Below are 17,446 nucleotides of genomic sequence, written 5' to 3'. Positions count from 1 at the left end.
CGAAATTGGCAAATCAGCATATTTTGGAGGACGAGCTGCCTAGCAACATGCTGTTAAAAACGATTTAGTGCCCTGTAAAAAATGATGCGTATTTCAAAAGAATGTGAGCTTACTCTAATTCCTAACCATCGATTGGTTTTGTCAATATGGTACCAATTTTTTTACGCAGTAGGTTTGGCGGGAATAATGGTGCATAACGTAATACTTGGTTTTGTTCAGGTACAAACAAGAACTTAGTGAAATTCCATTTGATCGCATGACTGCCGAGCAAACCTGGGGCCTTTTCTTTTAGAAAACGAAACAGTGGATGTGTTCGCTCACCATTCACATCGGTCTTGGCGAACATAGGAAAACTGACACCAAAATTGCGCTGGCAGAACTGCGCGATTTCCGCATGATCGCCGGGTTCTTGATGACCAAATTGGTCGCAAGGGAAGCCCATGATCACTAAACCTCGCGCAGCAAATTCTTGATGCAATTGTTCAAGTGCTGCGTATTGTTTGGTGAACGCGCAATGACTTGCAGTATTCACGATCAACCATGCTTTGCCCGGAAAATCACTGAGATTGCGCGCTTCTCCGGACAGGGTGCTTAGCTCAAATTCTGGCAGCCTCACACAATCCCCAAATGATGGGTGCCGGCCGACAAATCACGATTGCTGGCGTCCTTGCCTTTCAACTTAATCGCAAGGCGCAATTCATTGACAGAGTCGGCATTACGCAAGGCATCTTCGTAAGAGATGAGATCGGCTTCGTGCAGATCGAACAAAGCTTTGTCAAAGGTCATCATGCCGAGCTCTTCCGATTTCTTCATGATTTCTTTGATCTCATGGACGTCACCTTTGAAAATGAGGTCCGAGATCAATGGGCTGTTGATCATAATTTCGATGGCGGCAACGCGGCCTTTTTGAAGACGCATTGGAACCAAACGCTGAGAAATGACCGCCTTTAAGTTGAGTGATAAATCCATTAATAGCTGTTGACGTCGCTCTTCTGGGAAGAAGTTGATCATACGGTCAAGTGCTTGGTTGGCGCTGTTGGCGTGCAAGGTGGCTAAGCACAAGTGACCAGTTTCAGCGAAGGCAATCGCTAAATCCATGGTTTCGCGTGAGCGAATCTCACCGATTTGAATGACATCTGGGGCTTGACGCAAAGTGTTTTTCAATGCGATTTCCCAATCATCGGTATCGATACCGACTTCACGTTGGGTGATGATGCAATTGCCATGTGGGTGGACATATTCAATTGGATCTTCAATGGTGATGATGTGGCCGTAGCTGTTGGCATTGCGGTGGCCTACCATCGCAGCGAGCGTGGTGGATTTACCAGAACCGGTCGCACCGACCATGATCACCAGACCGCGCTTGGTCATGGCAATATCTTTGAGTTGTGGCGGCAAACGTAGTTCTTCAAAGGTCGGAATCGCAGAAGTAATGGTACGAAGAACCATACCGACTTTACCTTGTTGTAGGAAAGCGGAGACACGGAAACGCCCTAAGCCCGGTGGATTAATCGCAAAGTTACATTCCTTAGTTGATTCAAATTCAGAGGCTTGACGGTCGTTCATGATGGCCCGCGCCAAATCGATGGTGTGGGCTGAGGTTAGTACTTGATTGGATACTGGCGTCACTTTGCCATCGATTTTAAAGGCGGGAGGGAAGTCGGCCGTGATAAAAAGATCGGAACCATTTTTGCTCAACATCAGCTTGAGCAAATCGTTCATAAACTTGGTGGCCTGATCGCGTTCCATGTTAATTCCTTGGTGATACGGTGTACGTTAAATGATGAAAAATTAGCCCGGGAAGTTTTCTGGAATCTTCGCCGCAGCACGTGCTGTTGATGCTGAAATCACATTACGACGAACCAAATCAGAAAGATTTTGATCCAGGGTTTGCATGCCCACATTGCTACCCGTTTGGATCGCAGAATACATTTGCGCAATCTTGGCTTCACGAATCAAGTTACGAATCGCCGGTGTGCCGACCATAATTTCATGAGCTGCTACACGACCAGATCCATCTTTGGTTTTTAATAGCGTCTGCGAAATAACCGCTTGTAAAGATTCAGACAACATCGCACGGACCATCTCTTTTTCTTCGGCTGGGAAGACGTCGATAATACGGTCAATCGTTTTGGCAGCGGATGAGGTATGCAAGGTTCCGAAGACCAAGTGGCCGGTCTCCGCAGCAGTCAACGCCAAACGAATCGTCTCTAAGTCACGCAACTCACCCACCAGAATCACGTCAGGATCTTCACGTAAGGCGGAACGCAAAGCGTTTGAGAAGGAGTGGGTATGTGGCCCGACTTCACGTTGGTTAATCAGACACTTCTTAGAGTCGTGCACGAATTCGATAGGATCTTCGACGGTCAGGATATGGCCGTACTCGTTTTCGTTGACATGGTTCACCATACCCGCCAAGGTGGTCGATTTACCGGAACCGGTTGGACCTGTCACTAACACTAAGCCGCGTGCTTTGAGCGAGAATTCGGCGAAGCACTTTGGCGCATTCAGCTGCTCAAGGCTGAGAATCTTGGATGGAATCGTACGCATAACGGCAGCGGCACCACGCTCTTGGTTGAAAGCGTTAACACGGAAACGGGCCAGACCAGGGATCGCGAAGGAAAAGTCACACTCCAGATTCTCTTCGTATTGCTTGCGCTGGCCGTCATTCATAATGTCGTAAATCAAGGCATGCACATCTTTGTGCTCGAGCGGTGGCAAATTGATACGGCGAACATCACCGTGTACGCGAATCATCGGAGGCAAACCGGAAGAGAGATGAAGATCGGATGCGTTATTCTTTACCGAAAATGCGAGAAGTTCTGAGATGTCCATTTATAATCCAATACTATTTCAAAGCTTTACAAAACATCACAACGCACAAAGAAGTATTTTGCGATGAGCCTGTGAAGCACCAATAATGAAGCACAACTTGACTAGATTGATTGAAGCGAGGAACTCAACCGCTGAGCTTGGTTGGCGACTTCTCTTCGATATCCAAAAAATCATTTGATTCGTTGATTATGTCCTTAATTTCCGAAAACTTGCAAGCCGTACACCAGGCAATCGCACAGGCAGCGCAGCGCTTTGGCAGGAATCCAACTGATATTGCTTTATTGGCAGTTTCTAAGACATTTCCTGCCGAAGATGTGTTAAGCGCTTGGCAAGCTGGGCAAGGTGCATTTGGTGAAAATTACGTGCAAGAGGCCGTCGACAAAATAGCCCGTGTTCAACAACTATCGCAGGCGCAAGAGTTCGGTGCAAACACATCAAGTGCTGCGATTGAATGGCATTTTATCGGTCCGATTCAGAGTAATAAAACACGCCTAATCGCTGAAAACTTCGCTTGGGTACATTCGATTGAACGCGATAAGATTGCACACCGCTTATCAGAGCAGCGACCTGATCATCTCCCGGCATTGAATGTTTGTCTGCAGGTGAATATTAGTGGGGAAGCCAGCAAGAGTGGGGTAGCACCAGAACAGTGTTTGGAGCTGGCACGCTACGTACAAAGCCTGCCGCGATTACGCTTACGCGGCCTAATGGCGGTGCCTGAAGCCAGCGAGGACGAAGCGCAACAACGGCGCGCTTTTGCGGCATTGGCATCCTTGTCGCAGAGATTGGTGGCGGCGGGTATCTCGGTTGATACTTTGTCGATGGGCATGAGTGGCGATCTCGCCGCCGCCGTCGCCGAAGGTAGTACGATGGTCAGAATTGGAAGTGCCATTTTTGGGAAGAGAAATTATGCGGTCTGATGTGAAAATTGGTTTTATCGGCGGCGGCAATATGGCGTCCGCTTTGATTGGTGGACTGTTGAAATTGGTCGATCACGCGCAACAAATTCACGTGGTGGATGTGAACACTGAGGGGTTGCAAAGACTTACTCAGCAGTTTGGCGTTTCCACGGCCGCTCAGATGGATCAACAATTGAGCGAAATGGACGTGGTGGTGTTTGCGGTGAAACCGCAAAACATGCGTGAAGTAGTACAAAGTTTCGCCCCATTTTTGAAGCAACAATTGTTGTTGTCGGTTGCTGCTGGCATTCGTGCCACTGACATCTCACGCTGGTTAGGTGGCTATGCGGTGATCGCGCGTGCGATGCCGAATACACCGGCCATGCTCGGTCTGGGTATGAGTGGCTTGTTTGCCTTGGAAGCTCTCAATGCCGAGCAACGCCAGCACACTGAAACCATTATGCAAGCCGTGGGTAAGACCGTCTGGGTCGAGAATGAAGCGATGATCGATGCAGTCACTGCTGTTTCAGGTAGCGGTCCAGCCTATGTGTTCTACTTCATCGAAGCCATGCAAGAAGCGGCGATGGCCTTAGGCTTTTCTGCGCAAGATGCGAATACCTTGGTTCTACAAACCGTGCGCGGAGCCGCGCAATTGGCGGTGGAATCGAGTGAACCAGTTTCGGTTTTACGCGAACGGGTAACCTCGAAAGGCGGTACGACGTATGCCGCGCTATGTAGTTTTGAAGAGAGCCAAACCAAGGCCATCGTCGCCAAGGCGATCAAAGCTGCTGCCGAGCGCGGGCGTGAATTGGGTGATGAGTTTGGTGAAGACGCCTCATCGACGACCTGATCACTCAGTTAGCCAAGCACAAAATCCAAAGCCACACCAGCAAAAATAGCCGCGCCTACCCAGTTATTGTGACGGAAGGCATAAAAGCAGGCCATGCGTTCGCGTCCTCGGATTAAGAAATAGTGATAGAGCGCGATGCCTGTAGCGACCACGATGCCAGCGAAGTAAGGCCAACTGCGCTGTAGCAAAATGCCGCAGTAGGCGATGATGGCGAAACTGATGGCATAACTTAGCATGACAGCGGCGACATCAAAGCCTCCGAAAGTAATGGCCGAGGTTTTGATGCCGATTTTGAGATCATCATCACGATCGACCATTGCGTATTCGGTATCGTATGCAATCGCCCAAAACACATTGGCGATCAATAAATACCACGCCACCGCTGGCACTTGATTTTGGATAGAGGCATAGGCCATAGGAATCCCAAAACCAAAGGCAATTCCCAAATAGGCCTGTGGGATGGCGAAGAATCGTTTGAAGTAGGGATAACTACCAGCGACGATTACTGCGGCGACTGAGAGCTGTTTGGTCAATGCATTCAGCGGCAGGATCAAAGCAAATGAAATCAAGGCCAATATCACCGCCACCATGACTGCTTCTTTGCCACTGATTTTGCCGCTGGTGATGGGGCGCTCTGCCGTACGTTTGACGTGCTTATCAAAATCGCGGTCGGCGTAGTCGTTAATCGCACAACCGGCCGAACGCATCAAGGCTGTTCCTAGGCAAAAGATCCCTAAAATTTTCCAATCAGGGATTCCCTCACTGGCTAACCATAAGGCGTTCAGAGTAGGCCATAGTAAGAGAAGGATGCCGATCGGTTTGTCGAGCCTGACCAGTTTGACATACCAATGAAGGCGTTGGCGTAGAGCTTGCATAAGCTTGTAAGCGTCAATTCAAAGCGCACATTATAAAACAGGAGCGAGCTAAGGCGCGATGTGGCACAGGGTGCGCGTCAACAAAGGAAGTACGCTTTATTGCGGGCTGGCGGGTTCATCCACCATGTTGACACCGGCAAGTCCACAGGCCAATACGGCTTGTCGAATGGCCTCGATCGCCGCTTGGCGGGTGAAGCTCTTGCGCCATGCAATGACGACGCGTCGATCCGGTGCGCGATCACTGAACGGTATGTAGCGCAGCATGCTGTCTTTGGCGCCGAGATCATGGATGGAGGCACGTGGTAATACGGTGATACCGATCCCCGAGGCCACCATATGGCGGATGGTCTCTAGTGAAGAACCTTCGAAGGTGCGGGCAATGCCATCGTTGGCCGTAGAAAAGCGCGCCATCTCCGGACAGACTTCGAGTACTTGATCGCGGAAACAATGGCCGTTGCCGAGTAACAGCATGGTTTCAGATTTGAGTTCTTGAGCCGAGACCGATTCGCGGTCTGACCAAGGATGCTCTTTCGGTACGGCGACCATGAAAGGCTCATCGTATAGGGCTTGCACCATCATGCCTTGATCCGGCAATGGCAGTGCCATGATGGCTGCATCGAGTTCGCCTTGACGCAGTAATTCCATGAGTTTGACGGTGAAATTTTCCTGCAAAACCAAGGGCATTTGCGGTACGCGATCGATCATCGTTTTGACCAAGGTGGGCAGCAAATAAGGGCCAATCGTGTAGATAATACCGAGGCGGAAAGGGCCGCTCAGCGGATCTTTGTTCTGTTTCGCAATTTCTTTGATGACTGCTGTTTGCTCTAGCACACGTTCGGCCTGCGCGACAATTTGCGCGCCCAGTGGTGTGGTCGAGACTTCAGTGCCGCCACGCTCGAAAATAGTGACGCCTAATTCGTCTTCCAACTTTTTGATGGCAACCGAAAGCGTTGGTTGTGCGACAAAGCATGCTTCGGCCGCATGACCAAAATGTTTTTGGCGCGCCACCGCCACGATGTATTTGAGTTCTGTGAGTGTCATGCTCGAAGTTTCGCATAGTCCGAGCATGTCGTCAGCACCTATACCAAAAATTTTCCCCTTGATTTTTTCGAGAATTCGACTGGTGTGGCGTCAAAGTGCAGCAAAGCTTAGTCTGTGGGTAAGAACGCCAAGGTTTGTTGATAATTAGGTAAATTGATTTTATAAAAAACGGACCAATTTTGCAGGTTCAGCATTACTCACACCGATTTTGGCAAAAGCTCGCCTTCTTCTCCGCGCAGGGCTGCCAATACGTTTTCCATGTAGGCCGAGGCGAATCGATGTCCATGTTTGGAGTCTCGCAATGCCAAATACCATTGCCCCACAACGGCCATTAACTGTGGCGCATCGCTGGCACGCTCGATGCGATGAATTAAGTCGGCTGATAACAGACCGAGATAGGTTTGCGCGGTGCTGGTCATGAAGTATTTGATTTCACGAAGTTTGCTTGGATCGCACAGAAAAGCAGGGCGAGGAAGTGTAGCCGGTTCTGCTGCCTCTGGTTCCACCATGTTGAGTGCACCATGCGCTTCGAGATCGGGAGCTTGTTCTTCCACCGCGGTGACTTCGATCAATTTGTGTTTGGCGAGATGATCCACGATACGTCCGAGTTCGTCTTTCGGCAATGCATGTAAAAGACGATCCAAGCGTTTCATACCATCAAGCATAATCAAAACGCTACGTTCACGGACATTCAGGCCAGCAGCGCGTCGTATGATTTCTTCTCGACCTTTCGCTGTCTTCGCGAAAACGGTAGACCATGTGAACCAAAATGGATGTAAATGAACTGCTTGATTGTGATGCATCTGCTTCTCCTGCGTTAACACTCAGGAGAAGTTTATCGTGCTTACTTGACAAGCTTGTGACTGTACCATGACAAAACGATGACTTATCGTCTTGTCTGACAGAGTGGTTTTTTCAGCGTTGGATCACATACTCTTAAAGCGCCACGCATAGGTCTGGCTGACCTTCAGCTGTTCAGGATGGTCGCGTAATTCAACGAAAATATTTCCCATTTCATCGCGCCTTGCGCGTGCAATCGCATGAGGATTGACCATCACACTGCGATGGATTTGCCAGAATTGATCGGGGTCGAGTCCCTTTTGTAGTTCTTTGATCGAGGTGCGAATATGACCTTCATCTTTGGCGCTAACAACACGGGTATATCGTAGGTCTGATTCGAAGAACAGCACTTCATCAATCGGAAATAATTTGATGGTATTGCCTAAGCTGGCGCTGATCCATTTGATGCGTTCCGCTTCGCTAGGAGCGCGTAGCTTCTGATCTAAGGCCGCCATTACTTGCATCAAATTCTGCGGTAAGGCACCGGTTTCCATTTGCGCTTTGATGCGATCGATCGATTGCTGTAAGCGTTCGTCGGTAATGGGTTTCAAGAGATAGTCGATGGCACCCAACTTAAAGGCCTCGATCGCATGATTATCAAAGGCAGTCGTGAAGACCACGCGGCACTTACCGTCACTGGCGCGCGCCACATCAAGGCCATTGATTTCCGGCATGCGAATGTCGAGAAAAGCGATGTCTGGTTGTAAGTTCGCAATCGCGTCGAGTGCATCACCACCATCTTCGCATTCCGCAACAATATTCAATTCGGGCCAAACAGCCTTCAACATGCGCTTGAGATCCAGCCTTTGTAGATCTTCGTCGTCGGCAATAATAGCGGTTGGATTGGTCATGATGTGCTTTCTCTTTTTGATTCTTGTTTGGCGTATTTCGTGGCGGCTTATTTATAGAGCGGAAATGGCTCGGAAATGGCGCGGTTTAATTTGCCGTCGTACCTTCTTCGTCTAAATCATAACTGAGCGGTAGGACGATGCTCGCTTCAATGCCTCCAGGCTCGCGCATCCCTAATTCGAGACGCGCTTCATCGCCATACAGTTGTTTGAGACGTTCGCGAATATTGCTCAAACCTATGCCAGATCCCGAGGTTGTTCCACCAAAACCAACACCATTATCCGCCACGCTGATACGCAAATAGTCGCGCCCATTTTCTTGCAATTTCTTCGCGCTGACAATGATTTCTACGGGACCTTTTTTGGGTTCGATGCCGTGCTTGACCGCGTTCTCCACCAAGCTAATCAACATCAACGGTGGCACTACGCAGTCGTTCAACGGCGCCTCACTTTCAACACGGAATTGTAAGCGCGGGATGCGGGTATGAATGACACCGAGGTAGGCTTTGATCGATGCGAATTGATTGCTCAGTGTCGCCAATTTGAGATTGCCATCACTACGCATTTGCGGAATCGTGGAACGTAAATAATCCACTAAATGATCGATGATGACGACGCCACGGGCAGGATCGCTGAGCATGGCAGCGCGTACCCCGGACAAAGTGTTGAACAAAAAGTGTGGTTCGACCTGACTAGCAAGAACCGAGAGACGCATTTGCGCCTGATTGCGTTCGCGTTGATAGCGCTCAAGCTTTTCCTGCATGAGCGCTTCTTGAATAACCCGCCCTTGTTTGAGATAAGCAATGAAGTCAAATAAGCCACCCCACCAGACCAACAAAATCAGCCAAATAATGGTGTTGGCCATGTTCTCTTTTTTCTGAGGACTACTCGTTTTCTCATCTTCAACAAAGACACCGACCGCTACTTTCTTGTTTTGTGCGTCGCCGCTCTTCAAGTTTTCTGTCGTCTGACTGGCTGAGGATTCGTGCGCTTCGCTCGCTTTGCTTGCGCTAGCCTCTTGTTTGGTTGGCGTATTTTGAGCATTTTGTTTAACTTGTTTTGCTTCTGGGGTTAGAAAATATTCGGCCGAGCGTGTGATGCCGAAGCCGATAGCAACCCCGATGACGAGTGCGATGGCGATGCCTATGCGTTCTTGTTTGGACGGCAGTTGGCGTTTCCGAACGAGAGTCGCCAACCATCGACCCAGCAATAAGGTGGTAAGTAGTCCGATATACACCACCAAAAACATGGCGTGCGGCTTGACTTCTCCACCTGTGACGCGTGGCTCTAAGGCGATTAATAAGGAAATCCCGCCCATGATGAAAGCCACCACGCCCATCGGCAGAGCAAAGCCTAATGCACGGTATTTAAACCAAGTCTGGCTAAAGCTTGGGTAGTGTTGGGCCTTAACCGACCAACTCGCCAGTTTCGTAATGATGGTGCCGGGCAGAGGTTGGTCGGTGCTAGCTTGTTCATTGTGGTGTGGTGCGTTCATATGATTCTTCTTGGACATGCTGGTATTGGACGTGACTATCTCAGGTTTTCGATTATTCTGGCAAGCCTGAGATGAGCCAGACTTTTGTAATCACAAAACCCTCCATTCTTGTCATGAATTTCTGCTTAAAGACAATGAACGATAGGATAGGCGCGCCGTTCTGTCACAAGTAAATCAAACCAATACCAAGGCTGGTGGTAGCAAATCAGCATTAAATTTTTGTACGCCACACTCAAAAATATGTCGCTGTTGCGCTTTCCTTTCTGCGTGCATGCTGTGCCTACTCATCAAACCTTTTAGAAAAAAAGTGCTGACCGGACTCACTTTGACAATGTATTTGTTAGCAAGGGAGTTTGTCAAAGCACAACGACGGGATGGTGATTTCATTCACTTATGGGAGACACACATGAAGAGGCAAAGTAAGCAGCAAACTAAACAGCAAACTAAACAGAAAACCAAGCAGCAATCTACAAAAAATCTCACAGATCGTTGCGCTGGCACTATCGCCGCGACCGCCTTGTTGAGCTTCATTTGCAGCTCCAACGCGGCAGCACAAGCACGTCCGACCACTAATGATTGCGAAGTGGGTAGCAGCATCAGCGCAGTAACTGCTAATGCCGGAACAGCACGTATCGGTTCGGTATTTTCGACAACACTCTACGATCCAACTAATGAGACCAATAACACGACCCACAACCCGAAGAAACTGCAGGTCCGTGTGACCAAGAATGGTCTGGCGAAAGCGGGATGCTCGGTGATTTGGCAGCCGCAAAATGGGACGGCGAGCGGTTGGGTTTTTCCCGATAGTCCTGTGACCGATGGCAATGGTTATGCCAATGCTTGGTGGGTGGCGGGCACGGCGAAAAACCAGAGCTTGAGCGTCAGCATGCAGCAAACTGATGGCGTGATTAAGAGTGTGCCGATTACCGGTACGGCCTATGCACATAGCACACGCGCCAACTCGATTCATGTGGCATGGACTACACCAACATGGGATCAATTCAAAGTCGATGTGACGCCGCAGACCTGGGAGCCGACCACGTATTACATGGCGATTGGTTTTGATGGTGGATATTCAGGCATTCAAAGTTCACAGACTTTGTTCTCGTTATGGGATGTCAATGGCGTTAGCCCTATCGTGGTGGATAAAGGGATTTCAACTTGCACGAATTTCGGTGACGAAGGGACCGGCATTAAATGTGAAGCGCCTATCGTGCCGAAAGTCGGTGTGGCATATCGTTTTGAATTGCAAACGGCGGTCGTGGTCGCCGGCAAACAAGACTACACCATGTATTTCACCGATCTCTCCACCAATGTGCGAAAAAAATTGGGGACTTTGCGCATCCCAGTGATCAAGCAACAATCAGGCGCGTATGGCTTCGTCGAGGATTGGTACACTGAAGGCACGAATTGCTTAACGAATGCCGTGCGTAGTGCTAAGTACAGCAATGTCAGTTACTTTGACGCTAGCAAGAAGGCGTGGGTAGCCGTGACAGCAGCAAAAGGTGATGCGGTGTACACGCCAAATCATAATGAGATTTGCTCGAACTACAAATTTGATTTCGCGAATGGCGTCTTTAATTTGAGCACAGGTGGTACCAGTGTTGGCTATCCACTCAACCTACCAAACGGCCCTAGCACTTATCCTAACGCGTGGGTCGACAATCCTGTGGCTTTGCCTTTGACCAGTGGTGTCGCGGTGAATAACATCGCTCTCGCCGCAGACACCAGTCGTTTGTATGTAATCAATGTTTCAGCGGGTAAAACCAAATTGACGATCGCGAGTTCGGGAGGAAGTGGTGACGCCGACTTGTATCTCAAGTTAGGAGTCCCACCAACACTGACGTCCTATCAACAAGCCTCCGAGGGCGCGACTACGGTGGAAAACATTACGCTCAATAATCCTGCAGCCGGCACCTATTACATTTTGGTGAATGCATCAGCAGGGGCGATTAGTGGTGTGAGTTTGGTGGCGACGGTGCAGTAGGATTGAGATCAGATCGATGCCTGAACTGACAGGTTGATCGACAGCTCAGTCGATAAAGCAAAAACGCGACTGGACCTTATTTGGTTCAGTCGCGTTACTGTTTGGTGCTTCGAGAATCGTGCTTGGAAATTAATCTGATTCGCGGTGATGAGCCATCGCCGCCATAATTTCTTGATGACCTTGTGTCATACCATTTTCCGGAATCTTCTGTTCCAAAGTGTCTTTGACTTCCTGTAAGCGCGCCAATAATTCTTCGTCGACATTGTCGCCGCGACCGAGGTAAAGTCCTTGCGTCAAACTAATGTGCGCCGCTTCGAAACTGCCGGCGCCAGCGCATAAGATCGTACGATTCGGGGCGTCTTGTGCGGCTAACACCAGCATCGCTGGAACTACATCGCTGGCTTGAATCGCATTCAGCATCGCTTCTGGATACAGACCATTGGTCATGCGCGTTGCCGCGGTAGGGGCTAAGGAATTGACGCGAATATCGTACTTCGCACCTTCAATCGACAGGGTTTGCATCAGTCCGACTAAACCGAGTTTGGCGGCGCTGTAATTTGATTGTCCGAAATTGCCGTACAGGCCTGACGAAGAAGTCGTCATCAAAATGCGACCATAATTCTGCGCCACCATGATCGGCCATACCGCTTTACAGCAATTGACGCTGCCCATCAGATGGACTTCGAGCACCATGCGAAAATCCTCTAATTCCATTTTGGCGAAGGATTTGTCGCGCAAGATGCCCGCATTGTTGATCAAAATATCGATACGACCCCAAGTGTCCATGGTGTTTTGCACCATCGCTTGTACTGCTTCGAAGTCGGTCACCGAGGCGCTATTGGCGATCGCTTCACCGCCAGCTGCGCGGATCTCATCAACCACCGCTTGTGCAGCACTGACAGAACCACCCGTGCCGTCGCGTGCGCCGCCAAAATCATTGACGACAACTTTGGCACCACGTTTGGCCAGTGCCAAGGCGTGTTCACGTCCCAGCCCACCACCAGCGCCAGTGACAATCGCAACGCGACCAGAGAAATCTAAACTCATGAGTACTCCTCATACATGAAAGAAGGGGACGAATAGGATGTATCGACCACTTGATTGGAGATGAACGATAAGAATCGGCAGACCAAGTCAAGTGTCTCAAAAGCAAGCGAGAACTTTACCATAGGCCGCCGCGTGCTGGTTTGTTCGCGCACTTGAGAAAGCGCAATTAAGCGGCATTGACGGTTTGTAGTACGGGCTTTTTCAGCGGTCCCTCGGTGATCACAAGATCGAGCTCATGCGCTTGCCATGCGGGCTCTAATTCCTTGAATAACAGTTGTTTCTCTCTGCAATGGGCGTGAATCGCATGCAGCCCGACCGCACGATTGCGGCCAAGACGTTTGGCGAGATACAGTGTGGCATCCACTAATTTGAAACAATCCTCTAAAGTGTAAGCTGATGCCGTCGCTGTGGCAGAAGCTTGTCCTTGTTCCTGCCCTTGTACTTGTGTTGGCTCTATATTGATCGGCAGCAGCAAATACCCAATCGAAACAGCTAAACTAATTTTGGCGCCATCGTGGACCAAATCTGTGCCGCGAATCGATTGCATGATGCGGGTGCAGAGTGCGGCAATCGATGAGTGGTCACACTGCTCAAGGTAGACTAGAAATTCTTCGCCACCCCAGCGCACGCAAGCATCTGATTCGCGCAGGCAGGCTTTTAGTCGTTGAGCGATTGCTATCAGGGCCGCATCACCGGCCGCGTGTCCGTATTGGTCGTTGATGTGTTTGAAATGGTCAGCGTCAATCAAAAGCAGCGCTGAGTGCGCACCGAATTTGGCACGTTCTAAGGTGGTACGCCAAAGCTCGGCTTGATGCTGCATCAAGTAGCGGCGATTGCCTAAGCCTGTCAGTGCATCATGCGAGCCTTGGTCATCGAGCCGTTTATTGATGTCTTGTAAAGCGGCGTTGCGGCGCTTGGTGAGCCATGTTAATTGCGCCGCCCACGCCAAACCCATGGCCAGCACGATGGCTAACAACCACCAGCGTTGCAAGCGGAGATGGGCTGATTCGACTTCGGCTTGCTGTTTGTTAGTCAGTGCCTTGAGTGCAGTATTTTCTTCTTCGCGTTGTTTGGCCTGATTGGATTCACGTAACTCGGCAGAGCGGAGATTGCGACTTTCTCTGGCCAAATTTTGATTGTAATTGTCTTTCTCTTTGCGCCAATAGTAGGCTTCTTTGTACTTGCCAATACTGGCAAGCGCCTCAGCCATATTTTCGTAGGCATCGCGCACTTCCACTGCGCGTTTCTGTTCTACAAAGGTTTGTATTGCTGGCTTAAAGTGCGTTTCAAGCACGCTGTCATTGCCTTGTCGCACGGTCGCTAAAGCGAAACCCACATCAGCGCCAGCAACAAGGAGGGGGAGGTTCGCTTGTTTCCCAATATTTCGCATCTCCGATGCTAACTTTTTTGCTTGAGGGTAGTCTGCTTCGAGGTAGGCGAGTTCGGCGGCATTCGCGAGTTGAAGCACTTTAATTTCTGGGCTAATCAGTTCTTGCGGGATGTTCTTGGTGACTTCTTTGGCGAAATCTTCTGCTGCTTTGACAGCGCTGCGTGCCTCGAGCAGACGTTTCATCGCGAGGATGACGCTGGCTCGATTGAAGCGATAGTAGATCTCGTTTTGACGATTGGGAATCGTTTGTGAGAGTTCTATCGTTTGGTTGATGTAATCAAGTGCTGCTTCTTTATCGCCGTAATCAAGCTCAATCGCCGCCATGGCGCGCAGAGCAAGTGACTTGCGAAAGCTATCGTCATTGGCATCGGCAATCGCTAAGGCAATTTGTGCGGCAGTCACGGCATCACTGGCCCGACCTTGGGTTGCCGTTAGTTCGATATACATATTGCTGGTAAAAAAACGCAGGCTCGCAGATTGCGCGAAACGCGCAAATTGATAGGCTTTGGACACGTGAAATGCCTGCGCGGAAGAATCTGTCGCCTTGGCGTACGAGCAAAGTTCAAGTGCTGTACGCAAGTCATAGTTCTCTAGGTGCTTAGTGATGCTTTCATTGAGTTCTTGGATAACGCTGTCGATTTCGCTCAATTGCCTGTTGAGGCGAGAAAATTCACATTTATAGGTATTGAGGACAGCTAATTCACTGGGGCTTCGTACCAACTTTCGCAGTTGTTCTAACTTGTCTTGAGTCAGACGCGTGTTAGCGTTCGATAGTTTGGCGATGGTGTCTAGGCTTTGTTCGAATTCAGTAAAACGATCGAGATTCTTGTCTCTAGTTTGAGCAGTACTCAGCGATGGTGCGCACAGACCTAGGCAAATGCTTGCCATAAAGAGTAATGCTTGCAGCAAGTGAAGGGGGCTCGTGCTCGATACCATGATTGTGATCAAGTCGTTTTTGTTCTACTTTGTGATCGGACTGTAAGCAAATGCGTGATCGAATTCGCGTTCGAATCATCTTAAAACAAAGGTGCGTGCTTTGTATAGTCGGCATTTTTGTCTTTCGTTAGACGCGTAAGAACTCTTCGCGCTGCCCCATCCAGCGATGGAGGTGCGCTTCGACTGTGGCCACATCATTCGCGAGTAAATCAACTGCCAAGTTGCGCGCTTGTTCGACGAGGTGCTGGTCTTTCTCCAAGTTGGCGAATCGTAGCAAGGCTTCGCCTGATTGTCGGGCGCCTAAAAATTCACCGGGACCGCGTAGCTCAAGATCTTTACGTGCGATCTCAAAACCATCAGTGCTCTCGCGCATTGTCAGTAGGCGTTGTTTTGCGGTGAAGCCGAGTGGACCTTGATAGAGCAAAAGACAAACGCTGGCGGCAGCTCCACGTCCGACGCGACCGCGTAATTGATGCAACTGGGATAAGCCAAAACGTTCGGCGTGTTCAATCACCATCAGGCTCGCATTCGGCACATCGACGCCAACTTCGATGACGGTGGTGGCCACGAGGATTTGCGTCTCATTGCGACTGAAGGCGTCCATCACTAATTGTTTTTCGGCAGGTTTAAGCTTGCCGTGCACCAGCCCAACCCGACAATCGGGCAGGGCGGCACTGAGCATCTCGTAAGTTTCCGTCGCAGTTTGTAATTGCAGAGCTTCGGACTCTTCAATCAAAGGGCAGACCCAGTACACTTGTTTGCCTTCGAGTGCCGCTGCATGAACGCGTTCGATCACTTCCTCACGTCGATTTTGATCGACCACGCGAGTGACAATTGGAGTGCGACCCGGCGGCAATTCGTCGATCACGCTGACCTCAAGATCGGCGTAATAGGTCATCGCCAAGGTGCGTGGGATCGGCGTCGCCGACATCATCAATTGATGCGGAATTTTGCCAGCTTCGGCTTTGTTGCGCAGGGTGAGGCGTTGTGCCACGCCAAAGCGATGTTGTTCATCGACCAGCACCAAGCCCAGCTTGGCAAACTGCACGCTGTCTTGAATCAATGCGTGGGTACCAATCACGAGATGCGCTTCACCAGAGGCGATCAATTCTTGTGCTTTTTCCTTCTCTTTCTTTTTCAAGCTACCGGTGAGCCAAGCGGTTTTCACGCCAAGGGGCTCTAGCCATGCGGCGATCTTGCGGAAGTGCTGTTCCGCGAGGATCTCGGTCGGTGCCATCAAGGCGGCTTGATAGCCACTGTCAATCGCTTGCGTTGCTGCGAGCGCTGCAACAATGGTTTTGCCACTGCCGACATCGCCCTGCAGCAGGCGTTGCATAGGATAGACTTGCTTGAGGTCGGCACGAATCTCTTCCAAAACACGTTCTTGGGCAGCGGTTAGGCGAAACGGCAAAGTCTGCATGAATGCTGCAGTGAGCGCACCAACGGTGGGTAAGGCGGTGGCGCCTTTGGCACGGCGTGAAGCTTGAGCGCGTTTCAGCGATAACTGCTGTGCCAACAGTTCATCGAATTTCATCCGCTCCCACGCTGGGTGCTCGTGTTCCAACAGAGCGTGCTGATCAATGTCGGGAGGTGGATTGTGCAAGAGTCTGACCGCTGCTTCGAAATCGCATAGTCCGAAGTGTTCGCGAATGGCGGGACTCAGGGTGTCTTGCCAATCGACGCGTGTTAATGCATTGCTGATGGCTTTGCGCAGCATCACTTGAGATACACCTTCGCCAGCGTGGTACACCGGCGTCAAGGCGGTTGGCAGCGGCGCGCCTTCATTCACCATCTTATAGGTCGGATGCACCATCTCAGCACCGAGAAAACCATGGCGCAATTCGCCCCGGGCGCGCACGCGCATGCCGACTTCCATTTGTTTGACTTGGCTGCCGTAAAAGTTCAGGAAGCGTAGCACCACTTGTCCAGTGCCATCGCTAATGGTGACGACTAACTGTCGACGCGGACGATATTGAATATCGTTATCGGTCACTTCACCTTCGACTTGCACCGTGCTGCCACCGCGAAATCCGGCATCCCGCATCGGTAGGACTTCGGTTTCGTCTTCATAGCGCATTGGCAAATGCAGGACAAAATCCATGTCCTTGCGTAAACCAAGCTTGGCGAATTTCTCGTCGAGACGAACCGGTTTGCGTGCGCTAGTCGATTTGCCTTTGCCAGCGGTTTTGTTCGCCGAGCTCAGTTCGCCACCGCGCGGTGGCTCGCTTTTTGTTTTCGGCGCTTTCGTGTCGAGATCCGACATAGGGTAAAATGTTGGGTTATTTTGCGCGATTCTACTGGTTTTTTGTACAGTGTTGTCAAGTTTTATCGCATAAACTGCTCGCTTTGTGTTGGCTCGGTGGCAGCTTGTAGTCGGTTTATCGTTAATTGCAGCGCAGATTT

General features: G+C 50.2%; 14 protein-coding genes. 3 read left to right on the top strand and 11 right to left on the bottom strand.

Annotated elements, in window-relative coordinates; genetic code table 11:
* Positions 1-121: 121 nt before the first annotated feature.
* Genes RF679_RS14880 through RF679_RS14870 form a run of 3 tightly spaced genes read right to left on the bottom strand, consistent with a single transcriptional unit; the run spans position 122 to position 2,835 of the window.
* Complete coding sequence (locus tag RF679_RS14880; protein ID WP_309481414.1) at positions 122-616, bottom strand: glutathione peroxidase; 495 nt, start codon at positions 614-616, stop codon at positions 122-124.
* A complete protein-coding gene (locus RF679_RS14875) occupies positions 613-1,749 on the bottom strand; it encodes a PilT/PilU family type 4a pilus ATPase (protein ID WP_309481413.1) in 1,137 nt (378 codons plus the stop codon). The genes RF679_RS14880 and RF679_RS14875 overlap by 4 nt, the downstream gene beginning before the upstream one ends.
* 42 nt (positions 1,750-1,791) lie before the next feature.
* Entirely contained in the window at positions 1,792-2,835 is a 1,044-nt protein-coding gene (locus tag RF679_RS14870) for a type IV pilus twitching motility protein PilT (protein WP_309481412.1), read from the bottom strand.
* Positions 2,836-3,023: 188 nt separating this feature from the next.
* Between RF679_RS14870 and RF679_RS14865 the strand changes: the two genes are divergently transcribed.
* Positions 3,024-3,755: a YggS family pyridoxal phosphate-dependent enzyme gene (locus RF679_RS14865; protein WP_309481411.1), complete on the top strand. Its 732-nt coding sequence runs from the start codon at positions 3,024-3,026 to the stop codon at positions 3,753-3,755.
* Positions 3,745-4,584, top strand: a complete 840-nt coding sequence (gene proC, locus RF679_RS14860) for a pyrroline-5-carboxylate reductase (RefSeq protein WP_309481410.1) — start codon at positions 3,745-3,747, stop codon at positions 4,582-4,584. The genes RF679_RS14865 and proC overlap by 11 nt, the downstream gene beginning before the upstream one ends.
* An 8-nt stretch (positions 4,585-4,592) precedes the next feature.
* Here the strand turns inward: proC and ubiA are convergent, their stop codons facing one another.
* From ubiA to RF679_RS14835, 5 genes are all read right to left on the bottom strand, one after another.
* The gene (ubiA, locus tag RF679_RS14855; RefSeq protein WP_309481409.1) at positions 4,593-5,459 is read right to left on the bottom strand and encodes a 4-hydroxybenzoate octaprenyltransferase; all 867 of its coding nucleotides are present in this window, start codon (positions 5,457-5,459) and stop codon (positions 4,593-4,595) included.
* Between the two features lie 96 nt (positions 5,460-5,555).
* Positions 5,556-6,500, bottom strand: coding sequence for a hydrogen peroxide-inducible genes activator (locus RF679_RS14850; protein ID WP_309481408.1), 945 nt, complete (start codon positions 6,498-6,500; stop codon positions 5,556-5,558).
* A gap of 197 nt (positions 6,501-6,697) precedes the next feature.
* Positions 6,698-7,303 (bottom strand): hypothetical protein, encoded by a 606-nt coding sequence (locus tag RF679_RS14845; RefSeq protein ID WP_309481407.1) that lies wholly within the window; start codon positions 7,301-7,303, stop codon positions 6,698-6,700.
* A gap of 123 nt (positions 7,304-7,426) precedes the next feature.
* Entirely contained in the window at positions 7,427-8,191 is a 765-nt protein-coding gene (locus tag RF679_RS14840) for a LytR/AlgR family response regulator transcription factor (RefSeq protein ID WP_309481406.1), read from the bottom strand.
* Positions 8,192-8,276: 85 nt separating this feature from the next.
* Positions 8,277-9,683, bottom strand: a complete 1,407-nt coding sequence (locus tag RF679_RS14835) for a sensor histidine kinase (protein WP_309481405.1) — start codon at positions 9,681-9,683, stop codon at positions 8,277-8,279.
* A gap of 406 nt (positions 9,684-10,089) precedes the next feature.
* Here RF679_RS14835 and RF679_RS14830 point away from each other — a divergent pair, with 406 nt between their 5' ends.
* Positions 10,090-11,670: a DUF3472 domain-containing protein gene (locus RF679_RS14830; RefSeq protein WP_309481404.1), complete on the top strand. Its 1,581-nt coding sequence runs from the start codon at positions 10,090-10,092 to the stop codon at positions 11,668-11,670.
* A 129-nt stretch (positions 11,671-11,799) separates the two neighbouring features.
* Here the strand turns inward: RF679_RS14830 and RF679_RS14825 are convergent, their stop codons facing one another.
* The 3 genes from RF679_RS14825 to recG form a co-directional block, all read right to left on the bottom strand.
* The gene (locus tag RF679_RS14825; RefSeq protein ID WP_309481403.1) at positions 11,800-12,717 is read right to left on the bottom strand and encodes an SDR family NAD(P)-dependent oxidoreductase; all 918 of its coding nucleotides are present in this window, start codon (positions 12,715-12,717) and stop codon (positions 11,800-11,802) included.
* 166 nt (positions 12,718-12,883) lie between these two features.
* A complete protein-coding gene (locus RF679_RS14820) occupies positions 12,884-14,995 on the bottom strand; it encodes a GGDEF domain-containing protein (RefSeq protein ID WP_309481402.1) in 2,112 nt (703 codons plus the stop codon).
* Positions 14,996-15,170: 175 nt separating this feature from the next.
* A complete protein-coding gene (recG, locus tag RF679_RS14815; RefSeq protein WP_309481401.1) occupies positions 15,171-17,306 on the bottom strand; it encodes an ATP-dependent DNA helicase RecG in 2,136 nt (711 codons plus the stop codon).
* Between the last annotated feature and the right edge of the window lie 140 nt (positions 17,307-17,446).

Origin of the sequence: Undibacterium cyanobacteriorum (genome assembly GCF_031326225.1) — a bacterium.
Taxonomy (GTDB): domain Bacteria; phylum Pseudomonadota; class Gammaproteobacteria; order Burkholderiales; family Burkholderiaceae_D; genus Undibacterium; species Undibacterium cyanobacteriorum.
Note: the sequence above shows the minus strand (reverse complement) of the source record. Positions and strands in the feature narration are given on the sequence as shown.

Bases quoted from the DNA above. Each gene is read 5' to 3' on its own strand.
- RF679_RS14875 (WP_309481413.1), bottom strand. From the start codon at position 1,749: ATGGAACGCGATCAGGCCACCAAGTTTATGAACGATTTGCTCAAGCTG.
- recG (WP_309481401.1), bottom strand. From the start codon at position 17,306: ATGTCGGATCTCGACACGAAAGCGCCGAAAACAAAAAGCGAGCCACCG.
- RF679_RS14870 (WP_309481412.1), bottom strand. From the start codon at position 2,835: ATGGACATCTCAGAACTTCTCGCATTTTCGGTAAAGAATAACGCATCC.
- RF679_RS14865 (WP_309481411.1), top strand. From the start codon at position 3,024: ATGTCCTTAATTTCCGAAAACTTGCAAGCCGTACACCAGGCAATCGCA.
- ubiA (WP_309481409.1), bottom strand. From the start codon at position 5,459: ATGCAAGCTCTACGCCAACGCCTTCATTGGTATGTCAAACTGGTCAGG.
- RF679_RS14830 (WP_309481404.1), top strand. From the start codon at position 10,090: ATGAAGAGGCAAAGTAAGCAGCAAACTAAACAGCAAACTAAACAGAAA.
- RF679_RS14825 (WP_309481403.1), bottom strand. From the start codon at position 12,717: ATGAGTTTAGATTTCTCTGGTCGCGTTGCGATTGTCACTGGCGCTGGT.
- RF679_RS14850 (WP_309481408.1), bottom strand. From the start codon at position 6,500: ATGACACTCACAGAACTCAAATACATCGTGGCGGTGGCGCGCCAAAAA.
- proC (WP_309481410.1), top strand. From the start codon at position 3,745: ATGCGGTCTGATGTGAAAATTGGTTTTATCGGCGGCGGCAATATGGCG.
- RF679_RS14835 (WP_309481405.1), bottom strand. From the start codon at position 9,683: ATGAACGCACCACACCACAATGAACAAGCTAGCACCGACCAACCTCTG.
- RF679_RS14845 (WP_309481407.1), bottom strand. From the start codon at position 7,303: ATGCATCACAATCAAGCAGTTCATTTACATCCATTTTGGTTCACATGG.
- RF679_RS14820 (WP_309481402.1), bottom strand. From the start codon at position 14,995: ATGGCAAGCATTTGCCTAGGTCTGTGCGCACCATCGCTGAGTACTGCT.
- RF679_RS14840 (WP_309481406.1), bottom strand. From the start codon at position 8,191: ATGACCAATCCAACCGCTATTATTGCCGACGACGAAGATCTACAAAGG.